Source organism: Streptomyces chilikensis, from assembly GCF_001642695.1.
GTDB classification, from domain to species: domain Bacteria; phylum Actinomycetota; class Actinomycetes; order Streptomycetales; family Streptomycetaceae; genus Streptomyces; species Streptomyces chilikensis.
The window spans coordinates 2,495,430-2,517,163 of record NZ_LWCC02000005.1 but is presented as its reverse complement, the minus strand read 5'-3'; the positions used below and the strand labels follow the sequence as shown (position 1 = coordinate 2,517,163).

The window sequence follows — 21,734 nt, the reverse complement described above, 5'->3', positions numbered from 1 at the left end:
TTTCCCGGACTGGCGGACGGGGGGCGCGGGCGGGGCGTGCGGTTCGATCACATGACCACCGTATGTCACCGGATGAACGCGCTTCGTCACTCGCACGGGTGGTGCTGGCGCACAACCGGCGCGCAACGGCCGATCACACGCCCCGCGGAGCGCACCGGGGTGGCGCCGGATCAGCCGAACGCCGCGGCCAGCAGCCGCCCGAGCCCGGCCACCGTCTCGGCACCCACCCCGAGGGCGACGGTGGTGCGCGTCGCCACCAGCTGTCCGTCCTGGGGGTAGGCGTGCCAGGTCCGCCAGACCGTCTCGCCCTGGGTGCGCTGCGCGAGCAGCGCGGTGAAGGCGTGCGGGTTGCCGGGGAAGACCCCGACCAGCCCGTTCGGGTGGTCGGACACCAGGGCGATCAGCTCCTGCGCCCGTCCGGTGAACGCCGGCGGCGAGAGCGCCTCCACCCGGGCCGCGAACTCGTACTCCCAGCCGCCCACCCGCTTGGCCACCCCCAGCGGCAGCGGCGTGCTGGAGCCGGGGATGCAGGCCACCGTCTCCGAGCAGACGCCGTCCTCGCGTTCCAGGATGACCTGGTGGGAGGCGCCCAGCAGCCTCAACTGGAGCCGCACGTCGGTGAATCGGAGGTTCAGCGTGGCCAGGGCGGGCAGTGGCTCCCGCCCGAGCGCCCAGGCGAGGTCGGAGGCGCGCGTATCGCTGTAGGAGGTGTTCAGGGTCGTGAGCATGGATCGGCTCCGCTGGCACGCAGAAGGGGATGTCGGACCGGTCGCCCCTGGGACCGGAAACCGGGGAGGACGGTTCTGCCCCGGCCGGGACGGTGGCCGCTCAGGTGGCGCGGCCGTCAGCGGGGCTGCGTCGGCGAGTAGAGAAAAGCACGAACGTCGGTAACGCCACAGCGTTTTTACCCAAGTTCGTCGGCTTTCCATCCTTCGGTGGGCTCTTCGGCTCAACTGTTCAACGACACCACGTTCGCCCACGTGTCCGAATGAACAGGGACGCCCGCCCGGGACGGTCGTCCCGGGCGGGCGTCCGCCGTCGGCCACCGGTCAGCTGCCGCCGCCGCATCCGCCCCCGCCGCCACCGCCGCAGGACGACGAGCTGCTCCCGCACGACGACGAGCTGCTCCCACAGGACGACGAGCTGCTCCCGCACGACGACGAGCTGCTGCCGCTGCCGCAGGACGACCCCCCGGACGACCCGCCGTCGCCACCGCCGGCCCACCAGGAGCCGGCGGTCGAGTCGCCGGAACGCGACGAGTGCGACGAGTACGACGAGCCCGACGAGCGGTGGTGACGACCGCTCCTGACGGGCCGGCCGGCCGCCCTCCGGCTCATGGCGACCACCCAGCCGGTCAGCAGGACCACCGGCAGGGCCACGACGATCACGATGATGGCTGTCAGCACAGCACCGCCCTCCTTCTCACGCTCCCCCGAAGCGGCCCCCCGTGGGCGCCTCACTCTGCAGCGTGCTCCGGTGATGCCCGAGGCCGCAACGGCTCAACACAGAGTTGAGCAAGGCCAGAGCTTGGGCGCAGGATGGCCGCCATGAGCATCGCCGACCGGGCCGTCCGCCCCCTCCTCAACCGCCGTCTCGCCGAGTTCGGGACGACCGTCTTCGCCGAGATGTCCGCCCTGGCGGCGGCGACCGGCTCCATCAACCTGGGCCAGGGCTTCCCCGACACCGACGGCCCGGAGGAGGTCCGCGAGGCGGCGGTGCGGGCCCTGCGGGACGGCCGGGGCAACCAGTACCCGCCGGGCCCGGGCGTCCCCGAGCTCCGCCGGGCGATCGGCGACCACCAGCTGCGGCGCTACGGCCTGGCGCTCGACCCGGACACCGAGGTACTGGTCACCGCGGGCGCCACCGAGGCGATCGCCGCCGCGATGCTGGCGCTGGTGGAACCGGGCGACGAGGTGGTCGCGCTGGAGCCGTACTACGACTCGTACGCCGCCTGCGTGGCGATGGCGGGCGGGCGCCGGGTGCCGGTGACGCTGCGGCCGCACGAGGGGGCGTTCCGCCTGGACCTGGACGAGCTCCGGGACGCCGTCACCGACCGGACCCGGCTGCTGCTGATCAACACCCCGCACAACCCGACCGGCACGGTCCTGACCCGCGAGGAGCTGGCGGCGATCGCCGGACTCGCCGTCGAGCGCGACCTGCTGGTGCTCACCGACGAGGTCTACGAGCACCTGGTCTACGACGACGCCGAACACGTCCCGCTCGCCTCCTTCCCGGGCATGCGCGAGCGCACGGTGACCATCTCGTCCGCCGGCAAGACGTTCTCGTTCACCGGCTGGAAGGTCGGCTGGATCACCGGGGCGCCGGAGCTGGTGACGGCGGTGCGGTCGGCGAAGCAGTACCTCACCTACGTCTCCGCCGGACCCTTCCAGTACGCGGTCGCCGAGGCGCTGGCGCTGCCGGACTCCTACTTCGACGAGCTGCGCACCGGCCTCGCCGCCAAGCGCGAACTGCTGACGGCCGGTCTGGAGGCGGCCGGCTTCGGCGTCTTCCGCCCGGCGGGCACGTACTTCGTCACCACCGACATCCGTCCGCTGGGCGAGAGCGACGGCATCGCGTTCTGCCGGGAGCTGCCGGAGCGGGCGGGCGTGGTGGCCATCCCGGCCGCCGTCTTCTACGACGACCGGGAGGCGGGCGCGCCGTTCGTCCGGTTCGCGTTCTGCAAGCGGGACGAGGTGCTGCGCGAGGCGGCGACCCGCCTCGCCTCCCTCGCCGGCTGACCCGGCGCCGGCCGCGGGGCGACGCGGACTCCCGCCCCGCGCGGGCCCGCGGCGGACCGGCCGCGCGGCACCTGTCCCGCGGCCCGGGGCGACGCGGACTCCCGCCCCGCGCGGGCCCGCGGCGGACCGGCCGCGCGGCACCTGTCCCGCGGCCCGCGCGGCGCCGTCCCCGGCGGTGAACCGGGGACGACCCGGCGTGCCGTGACCGTTCCGTCCGGTTCCTCCCTGCATCGTGCGTGGTGTGAACCCGCTGCTCGCCGCCCTCGTGCCGTCGCCCTCACGCCGGAAGACCGCCGGAACGGAGCCGCCCGGAACGGAGCCGTCCGGAACGGGGCCGTCCGGACCGCCCGGCCCCCCCGCGCCCGGCGGGCGGACGCGCCGCACCGTGCCCACCGTCGTCACCGCGGTGGGCCTGTTCGCCGCCGCCCGGCTCACCGGCGTCCTGGTGCTCGCCCTGCTGGCGCACGCCGAGGGCAAGGACGCCACCACGCTGCTGGGCCGCACCTGGGACTCGCTCTGGTACGTCGGGATCGCCGCCGACGGTTACGGCGAGGTCCGCGAGTACAGCCGGCTGGTCCTCAACGACCTGGCGTTCTTCCCGCTCTACCCCTGGCTGATCCGCGGGGTCACCGCCGTCCTGCCGGTGAGCGGCGGCGCGGCGGGCGTGCTGATCGCCTGGGTGGCGGCCTGCGCGGCGGCCTGCGGCATCTACCGGATCGGCCGCCGGGTGCACGGCCGCGGGGCGGGGGTCCTGCTGGTGGTGCTGTGGGGGCTGACGCCGCACTCCGTGGTGCTGGGCCTCGCCTACACCGAGCCGCTGCTGACCGCCCTCGCCGCGTGGGCCCTGTACGCCGCGATGACCGGGCGCCCGCTGTGGGCCGGTGCGCTCGCCTGCCTCGCCGGCCTGTCCCGGCCCAACGGCCTGGCCGTCGCGGCGGCGGTGGCGGCCGCCGCCGGATGGCACGCGGTCACCCTGGTCCGCGAGCGGCGCGCCTCCTTCCACAGCCTGTGGAAACCGTTCGCGGGAGCGGCCCTCGCGCCGCTCGGATGGGTGGGGTTCGTCCTGTGGGCCGGCCTCCGGGAGGGTGACCCGCTGGGCGGCTACTTCGCGGTCCAGCGCCGGTGGGGCTCCACGTTCGACTTCGGCCGGGGGAACCTGGAGTTCGTCGGCCACCTGCTGCGCCACCCGGACAAGCTGCTGTTCACCGTGGCGCTGGTGGTGGTCCTGCTGGCGCTGCTGCTCCTCGGGCTGCTGGTCGCCGACCGCGCGCCGCTGCCGCTGGTGGTCTACAGCGCGGTGCTGGTGCTGATCGCGGTGGGCGGCTCCGGCTACTTCGCGTCCAAGCCGCGGTTCCTGCTGCCCGCCTTCCCGCTGCTGCTTCCCCTCGCCGCGGCGCTGACCCGGACGGCGAGAGCCCGGCCGTGGCACGCGACGCTGGTGGTCGCGGCCCTGGCCGGGCTCTCGTTCGCCTACGGGGCGTACCTGGTCGTCATGGCGACGTCGCCCCTGTGAGGCGGCGCCGTCGTGGCGGCGTCTCCCCTGGGGCCCGGGCCCCGCGGGCCGGGCTCAGTCGTCGTCCCCGGGCTTCTCCGCCTCGTCGACCTCCTGCTCCAGGCCCAGCGTCTCCACCAGGTGCCGGTCGAACTCGATGGCCGCGCGGACCCAGCTGACCGTGGAGGACACGAAGTGCTCCAGGCTGACGCCCATGCCGATCAGCATCTGGGCCTCGCCGATCAGGCGGACCGTGCCGTCGTCGTGGGTGTGGGTGTAGACCTTGGGCCACAGGGTGCGGCGGTTCCAGTCGTCGATGGCCTCGAGGAGCTGCGGCTTGGACTCGATGCCGTGCGGACGGTCGTAGAACGTCCGCACCGAGAAGATCGCCTGCTCGTTCTCGCCGCGGAACATGAAGTACGTGCGGAAGTTCTCCCACGGGGCGGCGAGGTCACCCTCGTCGTCCACCACGAACTTCAGCTCCATCTGCTCGAGGAGCTGCTTCACCAGGTCCTGATCCGGGACAACGGGGCCCGCCGGTCCCTGGGGCTGCGGCTCGGGCTGCTGGCCCCCGAAGTTCGGAATCGAGGACGGGTCGATGCTCACCGTGAATTTCCCTTCGTATGGATCTGCCGCCAGTCTCCCTCACGGGGGGAGGGGGGGTGCAACCCCTGGGCCCGCCGGGGCGTCGTGTATGGCGTGATCCGACCCGCTCGGCGGTCGGCGGGACGCGGGAAGGGGCGGCCGTGGCGGAGGCCCGCGGGGGCAGGGCGTGGCGGGTGGCGCCGACCGCCCTCGCCGTGGCGGCCGGCTGCGCGGTCCTGTCGGGCGCCTGGCTCGTGTGGGCCGTGGCCGGCGCCCTGGACGACCCGGCCCGGGAGGCGCCGTGCGCCGAGGCGCTCGCCTTCGGCGGGGGAACGCTCCCGCCCGGCGCCACGGACGCCAGGTGCACGGTCCAGCGGGGGATCGACACCCACCACCGGGCGGACTTCCGGATGCCGCGCGCGGAGGTGGCGGACCGGGCGGCCCGGAACCGGCCGGACCTGAGGATGCGCACCGGGGTGTGCGGTCCGCAGTCCGTCGCGGCGTGCGGCTCGACGGACGGGACCGGCGGTCAGGCCCACGCGCTGGACATCGCGGTCACCCACGAGGACGCCGTCACCGCCCGGGTGAGCGTCGAGGCGTTCACCGTGTGACCGGGCCCCGGGGCCGCGCCGCCGCGCACCGCGGCGGCACGGCCCCCGGCCTCGTGGTGCGGCGGTCAGCCCGCCGCGCCGACCGTGAGGCCCGCGCCCGCCTCCGGGGCGCGGTCGACGCGGACGGTGTCGCCGTCCTTGACCTCGCCGGAGATGATCTCCTTCGCCAGGCTGTCGCCGATCGCCGTCTGGATCAGGCGGCGCAGCGGACGCGCGCCGTACGCCGGGTCGAGGCCCTTCTCGGCGAGCCAGGCCAGCGCGGCCGGGGTGATGTCCAGCGTGAGCCGCCGCTCCGCCAGCCGCTTGGCGAGCCGGCCGATCTGGAGGCCGGCGATCCGCTCCAGCTCCGCCCTGGTGAGGGCGGAGAAGACCACCAGGTCGTCGAGCCGGTTGAGGAACTCCGGCTTGAAGGACGCCCGCACGACCTCCAGGACCTGCTCCCGCTTGGTCTCCTCGCTGGTCAGCGGGTCCACCAGGAACTGGCTGCCCAGGTTGGAGGTGAGGATCAGGATGGTGTTGCGGAAGTCGACCGTGCGGCCCTGGCCGTCGGTGAGGCGGCCGTCGTCGAGGACCTGGAGCAGGATGTCGAAGACCTCGGGGTGGGCCTTCTCCACCTCGTCCAGCAGGACCACGCTGTACGGCCGCCGCCGCACCGCCTCGGTGAGCTGGCCGCCCTCCTCGTAGCCGACGTACCCGGGGGGCGCGCCGACCAGCCGGGCCACGCTGTGCTTCTCGCTGTACTCCGACATGTCGATGCGGACCATCGCCCGCTCGTCGTCGAAGAGGAAGTCGGCGAGCGCCTTGGCCAGTTCGGTCTTGCCGACACCGGTCGGGCCGAGGAAGAGGAACGATCCGGTGGGCCGGTCCGGGTCGGCGATGCCGGCCCGGGTGCGGCGCACCGCGTCGGAGACGGCCGCCACGGCCTGCTTCTGGCCGATCAGGCGGCGGCCCAGCTCCTCCTCCATCCGCAGCAGCTTGTGCGTCTCGCCCTCCAGCAGCCGGCCCGCGGGGATGCCGGTCCAGGAGCCGACCACGTCCGCGATGTCGTCCGGGCCGACCTCCTCCTTGACCATGGTGTCGGCCTGGGAGGCCTCCGCCTCGGCCTCGGAGGCGGCCTCCAACTCGCGTTCCAGGGACGGGATCTCGCCGTAGAGCAGCTTGGAGGCCGTGTCGAAGTCGCCGTCGCGCTGGGCCCGTTCGGCCTGGCCGCGCAGCTCGTCCAGCTTCTCCTTCAGCTCACCGACCCGGTTGAGGGACTGCTTCTCCTTCTCCCAGCGGGCGTTGAGCCCGCGCAGCTCCTCCTCCTTGTCGGCGAGGTCGCGCCGCAACCGCTCCAGCCGCTCCTTGGAGGCCTGGTCGGTCTCCTTGGAGAGGGCCAGCTCCTCCATCCTCAGCCGGTCGACGGAGCGCTGGAGCTCGTCGATCTCCACCGGGGAGGAGTCGATCTCCATGCGCAGCCGGGAGGCGGCCTCGTCGACCAGGTCGATCGCCTTGTCCGGCAGGAAGCGGGAGGTGATGTACCGGTCGGAGAGGGTGGCCGCGGCGACCAGCGCGCTGTCGTTGATCTGCACCTTGTGGTGCGCCTCGTAGCGGCCCTTGAGGCCGCGCAGGATGGCGATGGTGTCCTCGACCGACGGCTCGGCGACCAGCACCTGCTGGAAGCGCCGCTCCAGGGCGGGGTCCTTCTCGATCCGCTCCCGGTACTCGTCGAGCGTCGTCGCGCCGACCATGCGCAGTTCGCCGCGGGCCAGCATCGGCTTGAGCATGTTGCCCGCGTCCATCGCCGAGTCGCCGCCGGCGCCCGCGCCGACCACGGTGTGCAGCTCGTCGATGAAGGTGATGATCTGCCCGTCCGAGTCCTTGATCTCGGCGAGCACCGTCTTCAGCCGCTCCTCGAACTCGCCGCGGTACTTGGCGCCCGCGACCATCGCGCCGAGGTCCAGCGCCACCAGCCGCTTGTTCTTCAGCGACTCCGGCACGTCCCCCTTCACGATCCGCTGGGCGAGGCCCTCGACGACGGCGGTCTTGCCGACGCCGGGCTCGCCGATCAGCACCGGGTTGTTCTTGGTGCGGCGGGACAGCACCTGCACCACGCGGCGGATCTCGTGGTCCCGGCCGATGACCGGGTCGAGCTTGCCCTCCCGCGCGGCGGCGGTGAAGTCGGTGCCGAACTTCTCCAGCGCCTTGTACTGACCCTCCGGGTCCGGGGTCGTCACCCGGCGTCCTCCCCTGATCCTCTGGAACGCTTCCTGCAGCTTCTTCGCGTCCGCTCCCTGCCGGGAGAGTACGTCGCCGGCGGCGCCGCCCTTGTCGGCCGTGCCGATCAGCAGGTGCTCCGTGGAGACGTACTCGTCGCCCAGCTCCTTGGCCCGCTGCCTGGCGTCCGCGACCACCGCGAGCAGGTCGCGGTTGGGCTGGGGCGGCGCGACCGTCGACCCGGTCACGCTGGGCAGGCCGGCCAGGACCCGCTCCACCCCCTGCCGGACGGCCGCCAGGTCCGCCTCCACGGCGGCCAGCAGGTCCACGATGTTCTCGTTCTCCTGGCCCTCCAGGAGCGCCAGGAGAAGGTGGGCGGGCGTCAGGTCCGGGTGCCCTTCGGTCACCGCGCGGCTGCTCGCCGCGTTCAGCGCCTCCCGGCTCCTGTTCGTCAGCTCGGCGTCCACGTCCGGTGTCTCCTCCCTAGCCTGCTGCCTCACGACCACGAACGGATATGCACGTCGGATACCCGCTCTGACGCGGCCAACGTCCACAAACTTGAGTCTATTCCACTCAATGCGCGGACGGCCGGGGAAGTTCCCGCCGGGACGGCCTCCCGGCACACGACAGCGGCGCCACCGTGTTCAGGTCACGGTGGCGCCGCTGCCGGGGGGAAGCGCCTGGGCGATCGTGGAAAGTTGGGGGTATCGCGTCAGGCGCTGCGGGGGGTGGCTGATGGAACGCCGGGCAGTTCGTGGGGGGCGAACTCCCGGTGGTCCCTTTGGTCCAGGTTCACGAAGATCATTCCATACCGGATGGCGCATCGAACCGGCTGTGGCGCCCCGCGGGGACGCCGCAGGCACCGATACGCCCGCACGTCCTCCTCCTCGTCCCGCGTCACCACGACGGGCTCCCCGAAGACGGTGACCATCAGGGAGTCGCCGGCGTGGGGGATCGCGGTGACCAGGTCGACGAAGTGCCAGCCGGACCGGTAGGCCACGGCCATCTCGCGACGGAACGAGCGGTCGTCCGGCGGCGTGCTCATGCTCCCGCGCCCGCCTTGGCGTGGTGCCCGGCGGGGTCGGCCGTCACGGCGTCCCAGGACCAGTCGGCCTGGACGGTGCCGCTGTCGGCGCCCGGGCCGCTCCAGCCCCAGTCGGCCGGGCCGGCGACACCGAGGATCGCACCCGCCGAGAAGGCGACAGCAAGCGCCGAGAGAAGCAATCTCTTGCACATGATGGGCTTCGTCCTCACTTCCCAATTCGATCCCCCGCCGCATCAGACGATGGCGCATACCGGCACACGATGGCCAGTTCGAAGATGCATCATGTTCCTGCACGTTCATGACCCTGGGGGGCGGAGATTTGGGACATACCGACACGACAGGGACGCATCCCCACGGGATGGAGGATCTGTGCGCGGATGGCCGGCGGCTCTACGCCGATTCGTTGCGTCTGGGGCGTATACGGCGCTCGGAGGCCGAAACCGCGCCCTGTCTGCTGGAGTTCGCCCTGCTCCAGCCGGACCCGGACGACTCCGCCTGGCTCCGGCCGGTGCCGCCGATGACCGCCCTCTCCCAGCGGCTGCTGCCGCTGGAGCGGGACATCCGGCAGCGCCGCGAGCAGGCCGTCCAGCTGGCCCAGGCCTTCGAGCCGTTCCTCTCCATCGCCACCCACAGCCGTCCCACCACCCACGCCATCACCGTGCTGGAGGGCGTCGAGCGGATCAACGAGGCGATCCGGCTGGCCCAGTCCAACTGCCGTTCGGAGATCCTCTCCGTCCAGCCCGGCGGCGGCCGCAGCGAGCCGGCCCTGACCACGTCGTTCCGGCTCGCCCAGGAGGCTCCGCGCGGCATCGTGGCCCGGGTGCTCTACCAGCACACCGCCCGCCACAGTCCGGGCACCCTCAACTACGCGCGGATGATGAACGACACCGACATGGAGTTCCGCACCGCGCGGGAACTGGTCGACCGGCTGATCATCTTCGACCGCGCGGTGGCCTTCATCCCCGCCCAGGACGACCGCAAGGTCGCCCTGGAACTGCGCCACCCCGGCCTGGTCGACTACCTGGTCAAGGTCTTCGACCAGCAGTGGCGCAACGCCGACCCGCTCTTCCGGGAACAGCCCAGGGAGACCTCCGTGGACGGCGTTCCGGAGATCCAGCGGACCATCGCCCGGCTGCTGGTCGAGGGACAGGTGGACGAGGCGATCGCGCGCCGCCTGGGCATGAACGTGCGCACCTGCCGCGCCCACATCGCCAAGCTCGCCGCCGCGCTGGGCAGCGGCAGCCGCGCCCAGCTCGGCTACCTCATCGCCCGCTCGGGGCTCCTCGACGACGAGTCGGCGCCCGAGGGACAGGACTAGGGCCTGCCCCGCGGGACGGTCCACAGGTCCTGGGGCCGTCCGCAGGGCCCCCGCGGGGATCGCGGGTCCTGCGGGCCCCGCAAGGCCCCGCAAGGCCCCCGCAGGGCCCGTCCGGGGGCCGGCCCACCGCGGACGTCAGGCCGGGAGCCCGTCCGCCCCCGGCGGCCGGTCCAGCCCCGCGTGCGCGATCCGCACGCCCAGCTGGGCCCGGCTGGTGGCCCCCAGCCGCTCGGACAGGCGCGCGATGTGCGCCCGGCAGGTGCGCACGCTGATGCCCAGCCGCTCGGCTATCGCCGCGTCCTGGTGCCCCTCCGCCAGCAGCGCGGCGATCGACCGCTCCCGGTGGGACACCCCCGGCACGCAGTTCTCCGGGGCCGGAACCGGCGACCCCACCGGCACCGCCAGCCGCCACAGCCGCTCGAAGACGGTCGCCAGGTAGTCCACCAGAGCCGGATGCCGCAGCTCCAGCGCCAGCGTGCGCCGGGAATTGGCCGGCACGAAGGCCACCGAGCGGTCGAAGAGGATCAGCCGCTCCGGCACCTCGTCCAGGGTGCGCGCCTCCACGGCGTCGCCCATCAGGTCCAGGTAGCCCAGCAGTCCCTGCCCGTGGCGGGCCACATGGGTGTAGAGGTCCCGCATCCGCACGCCCCGCCGCCGCAGCTCCATGGCGCGCGGCAGGCCCTCGCTCAGCTCGTGCTCGGGTCTGATCCCGCCCGGCTGCACGGTGAGCACCTCGGTGGTGCAGACGGCGGACGCCTCGTCCATCGCCGCCTGGATCCTCGGCAGCCCGTCCAGCACCCGGATCGACGCGCCCCCGGCGGCCCCGGCCGTGTCCGCCGGGCGGAGCCGGCCGCCGAGTCCCGCGTACCGGTCGGCGGCCGAGAGCGCGGACCCCATCCGCCGGTGCGCCTCGTCCATCTCCTGGCACAGCTCGCGCAGCAGCCGTGTCATGACCTCCTGCGGGGCCGTCGGCAGCAGCCAGTCCATGTCGTCGGGGTCGGGGTGCAGCAGCGCCAGGTCGAGCAGGCAGGGCACCGCATCCGCCTCCCGCCGCGGCACCCGCCCCCGGCGGACGGCCCGGGAGTACACCCGGTCGCCCTCCTCACAGAGGCGTTCGGGACCGTGCGGGTGCCCCTGGTGCGCGCGGACGGCGGCAGCCTCACCGGACATCCATTTCTCCACCCCCGGTAGCCACACCTGTTCGCAGCGCCACTATGCGCGGCGGTGGACCCGTGCCGCAATACGCAACCGGCCCCGACGGGACTCGGGGCCGGCCGGTGTCGGAGGGTGTCAGAGCAGCTTGGCGGCCTGGCAGGCGGCCCGGAGCTTCGCCGTGCAGATCTCGTCCACCGTGTGGATGCCGTCGGCGACGATGGTCTTCCTGATGTTGCTCCGGGTCAGTTCGACCACGGGCACGAGCGCCGCCGGGATGTCCTTGTGGGTGGGGCTGTCCACCGCGTCGCGGGTCAGCGCGTCGAACTGGATGTCGTGGCCGCGGACCTTGGCGACGGCCATCTCCGCCGCGGCCTCGGCCTCGTTCGGGTACGGCTTGTAGACCGTCATGTACTGCTCACCGGTGACGATCCGCTGCACGGCCTCGAGGTCGGCGTCCTGGCCGGTGATCGGCGGCAGGTCGGTGACGCCCGCCGCCTTGAACGCCTCCACCACGCCGCCGGCCATGCCGTCGTTGGCGGAGAGCACTCCGTCGATCTCCTCGGCGCCGACCGCCTCGATCGCCTCGGCCATGTTCTTGCGGGCCTGCTCCGGGTCCCAGCCGTCGGTGTCGTACTCCTTGACGACGTCCTGGCCGGTCAGCTCGCCCTTCGCGCCCTCCTTGAACATCGCCGCGTTCGGGTCGGTGGGCGAGCCGTTCATCATCACGATCTTGCCGCCGGGGGCGGCCTCGGCCAGGGAACGGCCCTGGACCTCGCCGACCACGGTGTTGTCGAAGGACACGTACGCGTCGACCGGGCCCTCGGCCAGCCGGTCGTAGGCGATGACCGGGATGCCGGCCTCCTTGGCCCTGGTCACCTCCGGGGCGACCTTCTTGGCGTCCACCGGGTCCACGACGATGATGTCGACCTCGGCCTCGACCATCGAACGCATCTGGCGGTTCTGCTCGGTCTGGTCGCCGTTGGCGTTGGCGTACCGGACCTTGCCCTTCTCCGCCGTGAGCTCCTCGACCTTCGCCTGGAAGATCGGGAAGTCGAACCGCTCGTAGCGGGAGATCTTCTTCTCCGGCATCAGCAGGCCGATGGTGATGTCGTTGGGGTCGGCCAGGGCGTCGCCGTCGTCCGTCCCCTCGGCGCCCCCGCACGCGGCGAGCGACAGGGACAGCGTGACGGCGGCCAGGGACATGGCATAACGACGCATTCGGGAGCCCACTTCTGCGTTCGGGTTTCAGGGCGCCTCACGACGATCCGGGCCGGCACGTCAAGGCCGGGACGGCGCGAAGCGGAATCGGCCGTCGCCGTGACCGGAGTGGTGTTCTGCGGCTCGTGTGATGACAGAGCGGAATCATAGCCAGTGCGCCTTCACACGTCTCCCTGGGTGTCCCATGGATCCGGCCCCAAGATCACACACGGGCGGCACAACCTCCCCGGCCTCCCGTGAGTCACGTCTCACGGCCGTCCTGGCGGACAGGCCCCTCGACGGACCCCAGGAGCTCCTCCACCGTGAACCGCATACCCACGGCCCGTGCCGCCACCGCCGCCGCGGTGGTCCTCGCCACCGCCGGTGGCCTGCTCGGCGCGGCGACCACCGCCTCCTCAGCGGCGGTGACCTGCACCTCCCCGGTGTTCAAGCGGCAGTTCTTCGCGAACACCTCCTTCTCCGGCACCCCGAAGAAGACCGACTGCGACAGCAGGATCGACCAGGACTGGGGCACCGGCGCGCCGGCCTCCGGCCTGCCGTCCAACCACTTCGGCGTCCGCTGGTCGGTCACCCGCGACTTCGGCTCGGGCGGTCCCTTCACCTTCACCGCGTCCTCGCGGGACGGCATCCGGGTCCACCTGGACGGCGTCCGCAAGGTCGACCTGTGGAAGAACGTCTCCTCGACGGTCTCCAGAACGGTCAACCTCACCATCCCCTCCGGCAAGCACTCCCTGCGGATCGATTTCGTCAACTGGACCGGTTCCGCCAATGTCAAGTTCGCCTACGCCCCGCGCACGTCCGCGACCGTCGACAAGGTCGCGCCGCTCACCCCGGGCGGGGCGGCGCTGACGTACAGCACCAGCACCCACCAGGCGAAGCTGTCCTGGACCAGGCGCCCCGAGATGGACCTCGCGGGCTACCAGGTCCACCGCCGCGTCGCCGGCGGCTCCTACCCGGCGAAGCCACTCGCCGTCACCACGGCGTCGGCGACGTCGTACACCGACACCCCGCCGAAGGACGGCAGGCTCTACCACTACGAGGTCCGCGCCTACGACAAGGCGGGCAACGTCTCCACCGGCACCGCCGACAAGGGCATCACCACGGTCGACCTCACCGGTCCGGCCGCGCCCGCGGGCCTCACCGGCGCCACCGACTTCGACGGCGCCCACCTGAGCTGGAAGCCGGTCGCGGACGCCGCCCGCTACGAGCTGGTCCGCAAGGACCCGCGGACCGGCGCCACGACGGTGGTGGGCTCCACCACGCAGACGTCGTTCCACGACCGCGAGCACATGGCCGGCGTCTATCAGGTGCGCGGTGACGACGCCGCGGGCAACGCCGGTGCCCTCTCCGCCGCCGTCACGCTCGACGGCACGGACACCACGCCGCCGGCCGCCCCCCACGGGCCGGCGGCCACCGTCCGCCCGGGCGTCGTGTACCTGAGCGTCCGGGTCCCCGACGTGCCGTCGCTGCACGAGGAGCTGGACAACGGCGCCAGGGTGCACTTCTACCGCACGCAGGGCAGCGGGGCCGACGCCAGGACGGTCGACGTCGTCTGCGACGGCCACGACCGCCCGGGTGTGGACGCCTCGTTCCTCGGCGAGGGCGACGACGCCGTCTTCCAGTGCACCGACGACACCGTGGCCGAGGCCACCACGTACACCTACACCTCGCGGATGCTGGACGGCGACGGGAACGCGTCCGCCCCGTCGGAGCCGGTCACCGTGGTCTCCGCGGACCGCGTGCCCCCCGGCCACGTCCGCAACCTGACCGCCACCCCGCGCGCCGACGGCGTGCTCGTCAGCTGGGACGCTCCCGCCGACGAGGACGTCGTCGCGTACTGGGGGCGGGTCGGCACCCGCAACGCCGACGGCACCGTCACCTGGCGCGCCGCCAACTGCCAGACGGTGGGCGGGGACAAGCGGTCGCTGCTCTGCGTCGACGTCCCGAACGGCGAGAGCGAGCTCTACTCCGTCATCGCCAAGGACTCCTACGACAACTGGTCGAGGACCGGTGACCCCGGCTTCCCGTCGGTCGCCGTCACGGAACTGGACATCGTGCCCGGCGAGCCCGCCCAGGACACGGGGCAGCCCCTGTGGGGATCGGGCGGCTGGGGCATGAGCGAGGACCTCCGGCCCGTCTCGTGGTACTGCGTGCGCACCAGCGACCTGTGCGACGACATCGTCGAGTACCGCGTGAGCCGCTGGAACCCCGCAACGGGGTCCTACGAGCCGCTGGGCACCGCGCAGCCGCTGCCGGCGGGCGAGTACGTGCGGTTCATGGACGAGACGCAGCCGCTCGGCTCGGTCTCCTACTACCGGGTCGTCGGCGTCCTCGCGGACGGCACGGTCACCGCGTCCGCGGCGCACCCCTGGCTGATCCGCCCGGACCTGGTCTGAGCCGGACACCGGCGGCCGAAGGGGGCCGGGAGACCTCACGGTCTCCCGGCCCCCTTCGGTCTGCCGCGTGCTGCTACGACTCGCGCCGCGTCGGCGGGCGCCAGACCACCAGCGCGCTGGTGCGGGCCGCCTCCTGGTACGGGACCAGGTCCCGGCGGTAGGAGGCGTGCACCGCCGCCTCACGGGCCCGGATCGTCGCCGCCGCGCCCTCGACCGCGGACTGCAGCTCCGCGACGCGGGACTGGAGGGCGGCGACCTGGTTCTCCAGCTCGATGATCCGCTTGATCCCCGCCAGGTTGATGCCCTCGTCCTGCGACAGCTGCTGCACCTGGCGGAGCAGCTGGATGTCGCGGGCCGAGTAGCGGCGGCCGCGCCCGGCCGTGCGGTCCGGGGAGACCAGGCCGAGGCGGTCGTACTGACGCAGGGTCTGCGGATGCAGGCCGGAGAGCTGGGCCGCAACCGAGATGACGTAGACCGGGGTGTCCTCGGTCAGTTCGTACGGGTTGCGCCGGCGGCCGTCCATCTCGTCATGCTCCCTTCGCGGCTTCGAACAGCTCCGCTCGCGGGTCCTCCCCCGCGGTCGCCTCGCGGTACGCCTCGAGGGCGTCCCGGGCCTTCCCCGACAGGTCCCTGGGGACGCTCACCTCGACGGTGACCAGGAGGTCGCCGCGGGTGCCGTCCTTGCGGACCGCGCCCTTCCCGCGGGCGCGCATGGTGCGCCCGTTGGGCGTGCCGGGAGGCAGCTTCAGGGTGACCGGCGGCCCGCCCAGTGTCGGCACGCGCACCTCGCCGCCCAGGGCGGCCTCCGGATACGTCACCGGCACGGTCACCGTCAGGTTGTCGCCCTTGCGGCCGAAGACCGGGTGCTCGTCCACGTGGACGACCACGTACAGGTCGCCGGCCGGGCCGCCCCGCTCACCGGGCGCGCCCTTGCCGCGCAGGCGGATCCGCTGGCCGTCGCTCACCCCGGCCGGGATGCGGACCTGCATGGTGCGCGAGGACTTCGCCCGGCCGGAACCCTTGCAGACCTCGCAGGGGTCCTCGGCGATCAGGCCGCGGCCCTTGCAGTCCGGGCACGGGTCGGTCAGCGAGAAGCCGCCGCCCGAGCCGCGGGCCACCTGTCCGGTGCCGACGCAGGTCGGGCACACCCGGGGCGTGCCGTTCTTGTCGCCGGTGCCCGAACAGGCCTTGCACGCCGCCTGGCTGGACATCCGCAGCGGCACCGTGGCGCCGTCCACCGCCTCGGTGAAGCTGAGCGTCACCTCGGACTCGATGTCCTGCCCGCGCCGCGGCTGCGTGCGGGCGCCGCCCGGCGCGCCGGCCCGGTTGCCGAACAGGCCCCCGAAGACGTCACCGAGTCCGCCGCCGCCGAAGCCGCCTCCGCCGCCGGCCCCGCCCTGGGCGCCCCCGAAGAGGTCGCCCAGGTCGAAGTTGAACGTTCCTCCGGCGGCGCCCGGTCCCGGACGGAAGCCTCCGTTGCCGAAGAGCGCGCGGGCGTCGTCGTACTCCTTGCGCCGCTTGGGGTCGCCGAGCACGTCGTTGGCCTCGGAGATCTCCTTGAAGCGCTCCTCGGCCGCCGCGTTGCCCTTGTTGGCGTCCGGGTGGAACTCGCGGGCGAGCTTCCGGTACGCCTTCTTGATCTCGGCCTCGGTGGCGTCCTTCGGGACGCCGAGAACCTTGTAGTAGTCCTTCTCGATGAAGTCCTTGGTGCTCATCCCCGACGTCCCTCCTTCCGTCCGTCACCGGCGCGCCCGTGGTGGGCGCGCCGCCTCACGTCAGCCCTCGTCCGGGCCACCGCTCTCCTTGTCGTCGGCGCTCTCGCCGGTTGCGGCGGCCTGGGCGTCCTCGGACTTCGCGTCCTCGGCGCCCGCCTCCTCCGACTGCACCGTCTGCGCGCCGGGCTGCGGCTCGGCCACGGCCACCCGCGCGGGGCGGATGATCCGGTCGCCGATCTTGTACCCGGGCTGCAGAATGCCCACGCAGGTGGTCTCGGTGACGTCCGGCGCGTAGGAGTGCATCAGCGCCTCGTGGATCGTCGGGTCGAAGGGCTCGCCCTCCTTGCCGAACTGCTGGAGGCCCATCTTGGCGGCCACCGTCTCCAGCGACTCGGCCACCGACTTGAAGCCGCCGACCAGTTCGCCGTGGTCACGGGCCCGGCCGATGTCGTCGAGCACCGGCAGGAGCTCGGTCAGGAGGTTCGCCACGGCGATCTCCCGGACCGCGATCCGGTCGCGCTCGACCCGGCGGCGGTAGTTCTGGAACTCCGCCTGGAGCCGCTGGAGGTCCGCGGTGCGCTCGTTGAGCGCGGTGCGGGCCTGGTCCAGCTGCGCCGTCAGGCCTGCGGTCTGTGCCGCGTCCCCGGCCGGGGCCGCCGGCTCCTCCTGGGCGGAGGAGCCGGCGGCCTGCGGCTCGGCGTCTTCGGAACCGTTGCCGGAGGGGACGTCGGGCTTCTCGTCAAAACCCGGGGTCTCCTCCGTCACGCGGCACCGTCCTTGCGCTCGTCGTCGACGATCTCGGCGTCCACGACGTCGTCCTCGGCACCGGCCTTGGCGTCGCCGTCGGCGGCACCGCCGGCCGCCTGGGCGCCCTGGGCGTCGGCGTACATGGCCTGGCCGAGCTTCTGGGAGACGGCCGCGACCTTCTCGGTGGCGGTGCGGATCTCCGTGACGTCCTCGCCCTTGAGCTTCTCCTTGAGCTCGGCGACCGCGCCCTCGACCTCGCTCTTCACGTCCGCCGGGACCTTGTCCTCGTTGTCCTTGAGGAACTTCTCGGTCTGGTAGACGAGCTGCTCGCCCTGGTTGCGGGTCTCGGCGGCCTCGCGGCGCTTGTGGTCCTCCTCCGCGTAGCGCTCGGCCTCCTCGCGCATGCGGTCGACCTCGTCCTTCGGCAGCGAGGAGCCGCCGGTGACGGTCATCTTCTGCTCCTTGCCCGTGCCCAGGTCCTTCGCGGTCACGTGCATGATGCCGTTGGCGTCGATGTCGAAGGAGACCTCGATCTGCGGGACGCCGCGCGGGGCCGGCGGGAGGCCGGTCAGCTCGAACATGCCGAGCTTCTTGTTGTAGGCCGCGATCTCGCGCTCGCCCTGGTAGACCTGGATCTGCACCGACGGCTGGTTGTCCTCGGCCGTGGTGAAGATCTCGGAGCGCTTGGTCGGGATCGTGGTGTTGCGCTCGATCAGCTTGGTCATGATGCCGCCCTTGGTCTCGATGCCGAGGGACAGCGGGGTGACGTCGAGGAGCAGGACGTCCTTGACCTCGCCCTTGAGGACACCGGCCTGGAGCGAGGCGCCGATGGCGACGACCTCGTCCGGGTTCACGCCCTTGTTGGCCTCCTTGCCGCCGGTCAGCTCCTTGACGAGCTCGGCGACGGCGGGCATGCGGGTCGAGCCGCCGACCAGGACGACGTGGTCGATCTCGCTGAGCGCGATGCCGGCGTCCTTGATGACGTTGTGGAACGGAACCTTGCAGCGCTCGAGCAGGTCGGAGGTCAGCTGCTGGAACTGGGCGCGGGTGAGCTTCTCGTCCAGGTGCAGCGGGCCCTCGGCGGACGCCGTGATGTAGGGCAGGTTGATCGAGGTCTCGGTGGACGAGGACAGCTCGATCTTGGCCTTCTCGGCGGCCTCGCGCAGACGCTGCAGGGCCATCTTGTCCTTGGCCAGGTCCACGCCGTGGGCGTTCTGGAACTGCTTGACCAGGTAGTCGACGACGCGCTGGTCCCAGTCGTCACCACCGAGGTGGTTGTCACCGTTGGTGGCCTTCACCTCGACGACGCCGTCACCGATCTCCAGCAGCGAGACGTCGAAGGTGCCGCCGCCGAGGTCGAAGACCAGGATGGTCTGGTCGTCCTTGTCGAGGCCGTAGGCCAGGGCGGCCGCGGTGGGCTCGTTGACGATGCGCAGGACGTTCAGGCCCGCGATCTCGCCGGCCTCCTTCGTCGCCTGGCGCTCGGAGTCGTTGAAGTACGCCGGGACGGTGATCACCGCGTCGGTGACCTTCTCGCCCAGGTAGGCCTCCGCGTCCCGCTTCAGCTTCTGCAGGATGAACGCGGACATCTGCTGCGGGTTGAAGTCCTTGCCGTCCAGGTTGATCTTCCAGTCGGTGCCCATGTGGCGCTTGACCGACCGGATGGTCCTGTCGACGTTGGTGACGGCCTGGCGCTTGGCGACCTCGCCGACGAGCACCTCGCCGTTCTTGGCGAAGGCGACGACGGACGGCGTGGTCCTGGCGCCCTCGGCGTTGGTGATGACGGTGGGCTCACCGCCCTCCAGAACGCTGACGACCGAGTTGGTCGTACCCAGGTCGATGCCGACCGCACGTGCCATGGTGATCTTCCTCCAGCTGACTTGAGTGGAACAGGCTCAAGTGTGCACGACGTCGCGGTGAGAGGCAACAGACCTGAGCCGGTCTCACTCAACTTTACGGAGGCGGCTTCCGCAGGGCCGCGCGAACGGGCCGGACGGCGGACGACGGGGAGACGCGCGGGACGGGGCGGGGAAGGGCGGACGCGCCGGGCCCCCGGCCGGAGAGATACTGAGGTAAACCTCAGCGACGCAGATCACCGCCTTGGCGGCTGCGGGGCGGCGCAAGATATGGATACCCTCGAACGGACTGGATAAGTTACCGCTTAGTAATGCCCATGTAGCCGCCAGTCGCTCCGTCCCAGTCGTAGACCCTCGCAGGCCCGAGGAGCCTCCCATGCAACTCGCCGCGATCATCGTGTCGCTGGTCCTGGCCGTGGTCGGTGTCGCGCTGCTCGCGCGTGCCGTCGGTCAGTTCGTCCGGTACTTCAAACTGGGCCAGCCCGTGCCCGCGGGCACCCGGACCGACAATCCTTACCAGCGCACCGTGACGGTGGTGAAGGAGTTCCTCGGGCACACCCGCATGAACCGCTGGGGGATCGTCGGCGTCGCCCACTGGTTCGTGGCCGTCGGCTTCTTCTCGCTGCTGCTGACCATCGTCAACGCCTTCGGCCAGCTCTTCCGGGCGGACTGGATCCTGCCGGTCATCGGCGACTGGGCCCCGTACAACGTCTTCGTCGAGTTCATCGGCACCATGACGGTGCTGGGCATCATCGTCCTGATCGTCGTCCGCCAGCTGAGCAAGCCGAACAAGCCGGGCCGCAAGTCCCGCTTCGCCGGCTCGAACTTCGGCCAGGCGTACTTCGTCGAGACGGTGATCCTCGTCGTCGGCGTCTGCATCTTCATGCTGCACGCCCTGGAAGGCGCCCTGCACCACGTGGAGGGCTACGAGGCCTCGTTCTTCATCTCGTACCCCGTCGTCTCCTGGCTGCAGGGCATGGAGGTCTCCACGCTCCAGAACCTGGTCTACTTCTTCGCCGCCCTGAAGATCGCGACGTCCTTCATCTGGATGATCACGGTCTCCCTCAAGACCGACATGGGCATCGCCTGGCACCGCTTCCTGGCCTTCCCCAACATCTGGTTCAAGCGGAACGCCGACGGCTCCACGGCACTGGGCGCCCTGCAGCCGATGACCTCGGGCGGCAAGGAGATCGACTTCGCCGACCCGGGCGAGGACGACGTCTTCGGCGTCTCCCAGGTCGAGCAGTTCTCCTGGAAGGGCCTGCTGGACTTCTCCACCTGCACCGAGTGCGGCCGCTGCCAGTCGCAGTGCCCCGCCTGGAACACCGGCAAGCCGCTCTCGCCGAAGCTGCTGATCATGTCGCTGCGCGACAACATGCACGCCAAGGCCCCGTACCTGCTGGCCGGCGGCGGCAAGACCATGGAGGGCGAGGAGAAGGCCTCCGAGGAGCAGCTCGCCGGCGTGCCCGCCGCGGCCCTCGCCGAGGCCGAGCGCCCGCTGATCGGCACGCTCGAGGAGAACGGCGTCATCGACCCGGACGTCCTGTGGTCCTGCACCACCTGCGGCGCCTGCGTCGAGCAGTGCCCGGTGGACATCGAGCACGTCGACCACATCGTCGACATGCGCCGCTACCAGGTGATGATCGAGTCCGCGTTCCCGTCCGAGGCGGGCACGATGCTCAAGAACCTGGAGAAGAAGGGCAACCCCTGGGGCCTGGCCAAGAAGCAGCGGCTGGAGTGGCTCAAGGAGGTCGACTTCGAGGTCCCGGTCGTCGGCAAGGACATCGAGGACCTGACCGAGGTCGAGTACCTCTACTGGGTCGGCTGCGCCGGCGCCCTGGAGGACCGCGCCAAGAAGACCACCAAGGCCTTCGCCGAACTGCTGCACATGGCGGGCGTCAAGTTCGCGATCATGGGCGGCGACGAGAAGTGCACCGGTGACTCCGCCCGCCGCCTCGGCAACGAGCCCCTGTTCCAGGAGCTCGGCATGGAGAACGTCATGGCGCTGAACACGGCGTTCGGCGAGGAGATGGACGACGACGGCAAGGTCACGGCCGAGTCGAGGAAGCCGAGGTCCGCGAAGAAGATCGTCGCGACCTGCCCGCACTGCCTCAACACCCTCGGCAACGAGTACCCGCAGCTCGGCGGCGACTACGAGGTCATCCACCACACCCAGCTGCTCCAGCACCTGATCGACGAGGGCAAGCTGGTCCCGGTCACCCCGGTCGAGGGCCTGATCACCTACCACGACCCGTGCTACCTGGGCCGCCACAACAAGATCTACACGCCCCCGCGCGAGATCATCGCCAACGTCCCGGGCCTGCGGAACGAGGAGATGCACCGCCACAAGGAGCGCGGCTTCTGCTGTGGCGCCGGCGGCGCGCGGATGTGGATGGAGGAGCGGATCGGCAAGCGCATCAACAACGAGCGCGTCGACGAGGCCCTCTCCCTCAACCCGGACATCGTCTCCACCGCCTGCCCGTTCTGCCTGGTCATGCTGACCGACTCGGTCAACGGCAAGAAGAACGAGGGCAAGGCCAAGGAGTCCGTCCAGGTCGTGGACGTCGCCCAGCTGCTGCTGGAGTCCGTCAGGACGCCGGCCGACCCGGCGGGCGAGGCGGAGTCCGAGGAGGCGCCGGAGCCGCAGCCGGCGCGGTAGCGG

The 21,734-nt window shown here is 71.9% G+C and carries 17 protein-coding genes; 6 read left to right on the top strand and 11 right to left on the bottom strand.

From position 1 onward, the window contains the following. Nucleotides 1-170: 170 nt before the first annotated feature. Nucleotides 171-728, bottom strand: a complete 558-nt coding sequence (locus A2U95_RS11295; protein ID WP_166022003.1) for a DUF2617 family protein — start codon at nt 726-728, stop codon at nt 171-173. Nucleotides 729-1,547: 819 nt separating this feature from the next. Between A2U95_RS11295 and A2U95_RS11290 the strand changes: the two genes are divergently transcribed. Next, the gene (locus A2U95_RS11290) at nt 1,548-2,738 is read left to right on the top strand and encodes a pyridoxal phosphate-dependent aminotransferase (protein ID WP_166022002.1); all 1,191 of its coding nucleotides are present in this window, start codon (nt 1,548-1,550) and stop codon (nt 2,736-2,738) included. Nucleotides 2,739-3,123: 385 nt separating this feature from the next. Then, entirely contained in the window at nt 3,124-4,251 is a 1,128-nt protein-coding gene (locus A2U95_RS11285) for a hypothetical protein (protein WP_166022001.1), read from the top strand. 54 nt (nt 4,252-4,305) lie between these two features. Here A2U95_RS11285 and A2U95_RS11280 read toward each other — a convergent pair whose 3' ends face one another. Then, nucleotides 4,306-4,836 (bottom strand): type III secretion system chaperone family protein, encoded by a 531-nt coding sequence (locus tag A2U95_RS11280; protein WP_166022000.1) that lies wholly within the window; start codon nt 4,834-4,836, stop codon nt 4,306-4,308. A gap of 140 nt (nt 4,837-4,976) precedes the next feature. On the opposite strand from A2U95_RS11280, the gene A2U95_RS11275 reads away from it, so the two are divergent. Then, nucleotides 4,977-5,426 (top strand): hypothetical protein, encoded by a 450-nt coding sequence (locus A2U95_RS11275; RefSeq protein WP_166021999.1) that lies wholly within the window; start codon nt 4,977-4,979, stop codon nt 5,424-5,426. 65 nt (nt 5,427-5,491) lie between these two features. On the opposite strand, the gene clpB is transcribed toward A2U95_RS11275, so the two are convergent. The 3 genes from clpB to A2U95_RS11260 all read right to left on the bottom strand — a co-directional run bounded on the left by clpB (nt 5,492) and on the right by A2U95_RS11260 (nt 8,858). Further along, nucleotides 5,492-8,089: an ATP-dependent chaperone ClpB gene (gene clpB, locus A2U95_RS11270; RefSeq protein ID WP_166021998.1), complete on the bottom strand. Its 2,598-nt coding sequence runs from the start codon at nt 8,087-8,089 to the stop codon at nt 5,492-5,494. A 245-nt stretch (nt 8,090-8,334) separates the two neighbouring features. Next, on the bottom strand, nt 8,335-8,667 hold the full coding sequence (locus A2U95_RS11265; RefSeq protein WP_166021997.1) for a Rieske (2Fe-2S) protein: 333 nt from the start codon (nt 8,665-8,667) through the stop codon (nt 8,335-8,337). Continuing rightward, nucleotides 8,664-8,858, bottom strand: coding sequence for a hypothetical protein (locus A2U95_RS11260; RefSeq protein WP_166021996.1), 195 nt, complete (start codon nt 8,856-8,858; stop codon nt 8,664-8,666). The genes A2U95_RS11265 and A2U95_RS11260 overlap by 4 nt, the downstream gene beginning before the upstream one ends. Nucleotides 8,859-8,965: 107 nt before the next feature. On the opposite strand from A2U95_RS11260, the gene A2U95_RS11255 reads away from it, so the two are divergent. Further along, nucleotides 8,966-9,985, top strand: a complete 1,020-nt coding sequence (locus A2U95_RS11255) for a helix-turn-helix transcriptional regulator (protein ID WP_206282860.1) — start codon at nt 8,966-8,968, stop codon at nt 9,983-9,985. Between the two features lie 135 nt (nt 9,986-10,120). Here the strand turns inward: A2U95_RS11255 and A2U95_RS11250 are convergent, their stop codons facing one another. After that, nucleotides 10,121-11,155, bottom strand: a complete 1,035-nt coding sequence (locus tag A2U95_RS11250) for a helix-turn-helix transcriptional regulator (RefSeq protein ID WP_166021994.1) — start codon at nt 11,153-11,155, stop codon at nt 10,121-10,123. A 120-nt stretch (nt 11,156-11,275) separates the two neighbouring features. Continuing rightward, nucleotides 11,276-12,358, bottom strand: a complete 1,083-nt coding sequence (locus tag A2U95_RS11245) for a sugar ABC transporter substrate-binding protein (protein WP_166021993.1) — start codon at nt 12,356-12,358, stop codon at nt 11,276-11,278. A gap of 302 nt (nt 12,359-12,660) precedes the next feature. Here A2U95_RS11245 and A2U95_RS11240 point away from each other — a divergent pair, with 302 nt between their 5' ends. Further along, on the top strand, nt 12,661-14,754 hold the full coding sequence (locus tag A2U95_RS11240; protein WP_240957284.1) for a PA14 domain-containing protein: 2,094 nt from the start codon (nt 12,661-12,663) through the stop codon (nt 14,752-14,754). Between the two features lie 73 nt (nt 14,755-14,827). Here A2U95_RS11240 and A2U95_RS11235 read toward each other — a convergent pair whose 3' ends face one another. Genes A2U95_RS11235 through dnaK form a run of 4 tightly spaced genes read right to left on the bottom strand, consistent with a single transcriptional unit; the run spans nt 14,828 to nt 19,075 of the window. After that, entirely contained in the window at nt 14,828-15,277 is a 450-nt protein-coding gene (locus A2U95_RS11235; RefSeq protein WP_166021992.1) for a heat shock protein transcriptional repressor HspR, read from the bottom strand. A gap of 4 nt (nt 15,278-15,281) precedes the next feature. Further along, nucleotides 15,282-16,469: a molecular chaperone DnaJ gene (dnaJ, locus tag A2U95_RS11230; RefSeq protein WP_166021991.1), complete on the bottom strand. Its 1,188-nt coding sequence runs from the start codon at nt 16,467-16,469 to the stop codon at nt 15,282-15,284. A 60-nt stretch (nt 16,470-16,529) separates the two neighbouring features. Then, nucleotides 16,530-17,234, bottom strand: a complete 705-nt coding sequence (gene grpE / locus A2U95_RS11225; RefSeq protein WP_166021990.1) for a nucleotide exchange factor GrpE — start codon at nt 17,232-17,234, stop codon at nt 16,530-16,532. Then, nucleotides 17,231-19,075 carry a molecular chaperone DnaK gene (dnaK, locus tag A2U95_RS11220; protein WP_166021989.1) on the bottom strand — a complete coding sequence of 615 codons (1,845 nt, stop codon included), beginning with the start codon at nt 19,073-19,075 and terminating at the stop codon, nt 17,231-17,233. The genes grpE and dnaK overlap by 4 nt, the downstream gene beginning before the upstream one ends. 373 nt (nt 19,076-19,448) lie before the next feature. On the opposite strand from dnaK, the gene A2U95_RS11215 reads away from it, so the two are divergent. Then, the gene (locus A2U95_RS11215) at nt 19,449-21,731 is read left to right on the top strand and encodes a (Fe-S)-binding protein (protein ID WP_166021988.1); all 2,283 of its coding nucleotides are present in this window, start codon (nt 19,449-19,451) and stop codon (nt 21,729-21,731) included. Nucleotides 21,732-21,734: the final 3 nt, after the last annotated feature.

Coding starts and splice junctions, on each gene's coding strand:
- A2U95_RS11295 (WP_166022003.1), bottom strand. CDS start 728: ATGCTCACGACCCTGAACACCTCCTACAGCGATACGCGCGCCTCCGAC.
- A2U95_RS11290 (WP_166022002.1), top strand. CDS start 1,548: ATGAGCATCGCCGACCGGGCCGTCCGCCCCCTCCTCAACCGCCGTCTC.
- A2U95_RS11265 (WP_166021997.1), bottom strand. CDS start 8,667: ATGAGCACGCCGCCGGACGACCGCTCGTTCCGTCGCGAGATGGCCGTG.
- A2U95_RS11260 (WP_166021996.1), bottom strand. CDS start 8,858: ATGTGCAAGAGATTGCTTCTCTCGGCGCTTGCTGTCGCCTTCTCGGCG.
- A2U95_RS11255 (WP_206282860.1), top strand. CDS start 8,966: ATGACCCTGGGGGGCGGAGATTTGGGACATACCGACACGACAGGGACG.
- A2U95_RS11250 (WP_166021994.1), bottom strand. CDS start 11,155: ATGTCCGGTGAGGCTGCCGCCGTCCGCGCGCACCAGGGGCACCCGCAC.
- A2U95_RS11245 (WP_166021993.1), bottom strand. CDS start 12,358: ATGCGTCGTTATGCCATGTCCCTGGCCGCCGTCACGCTGTCCCTGTCG.
- A2U95_RS11235 (WP_166021992.1), bottom strand. CDS start 15,277: ATGGACGGCCGCCGGCGCAACCCGTACGAACTGACCGAGGACACCCCG.
- dnaJ (WP_166021991.1), bottom strand. CDS start 16,469: ATGAGCACCAAGGACTTCATCGAGAAGGACTACTACAAGGTTCTCGGC.
- dnaK (WP_166021989.1), bottom strand. CDS start 19,075: ATGGCACGTGCGGTCGGCATCGACCTGGGTACGACCAACTCGGTCGTC.
- A2U95_RS11215 (WP_166021988.1), top strand. CDS start 19,449: ATGCAACTCGCCGCGATCATCGTGTCGCTGGTCCTGGCCGTGGTCGGT.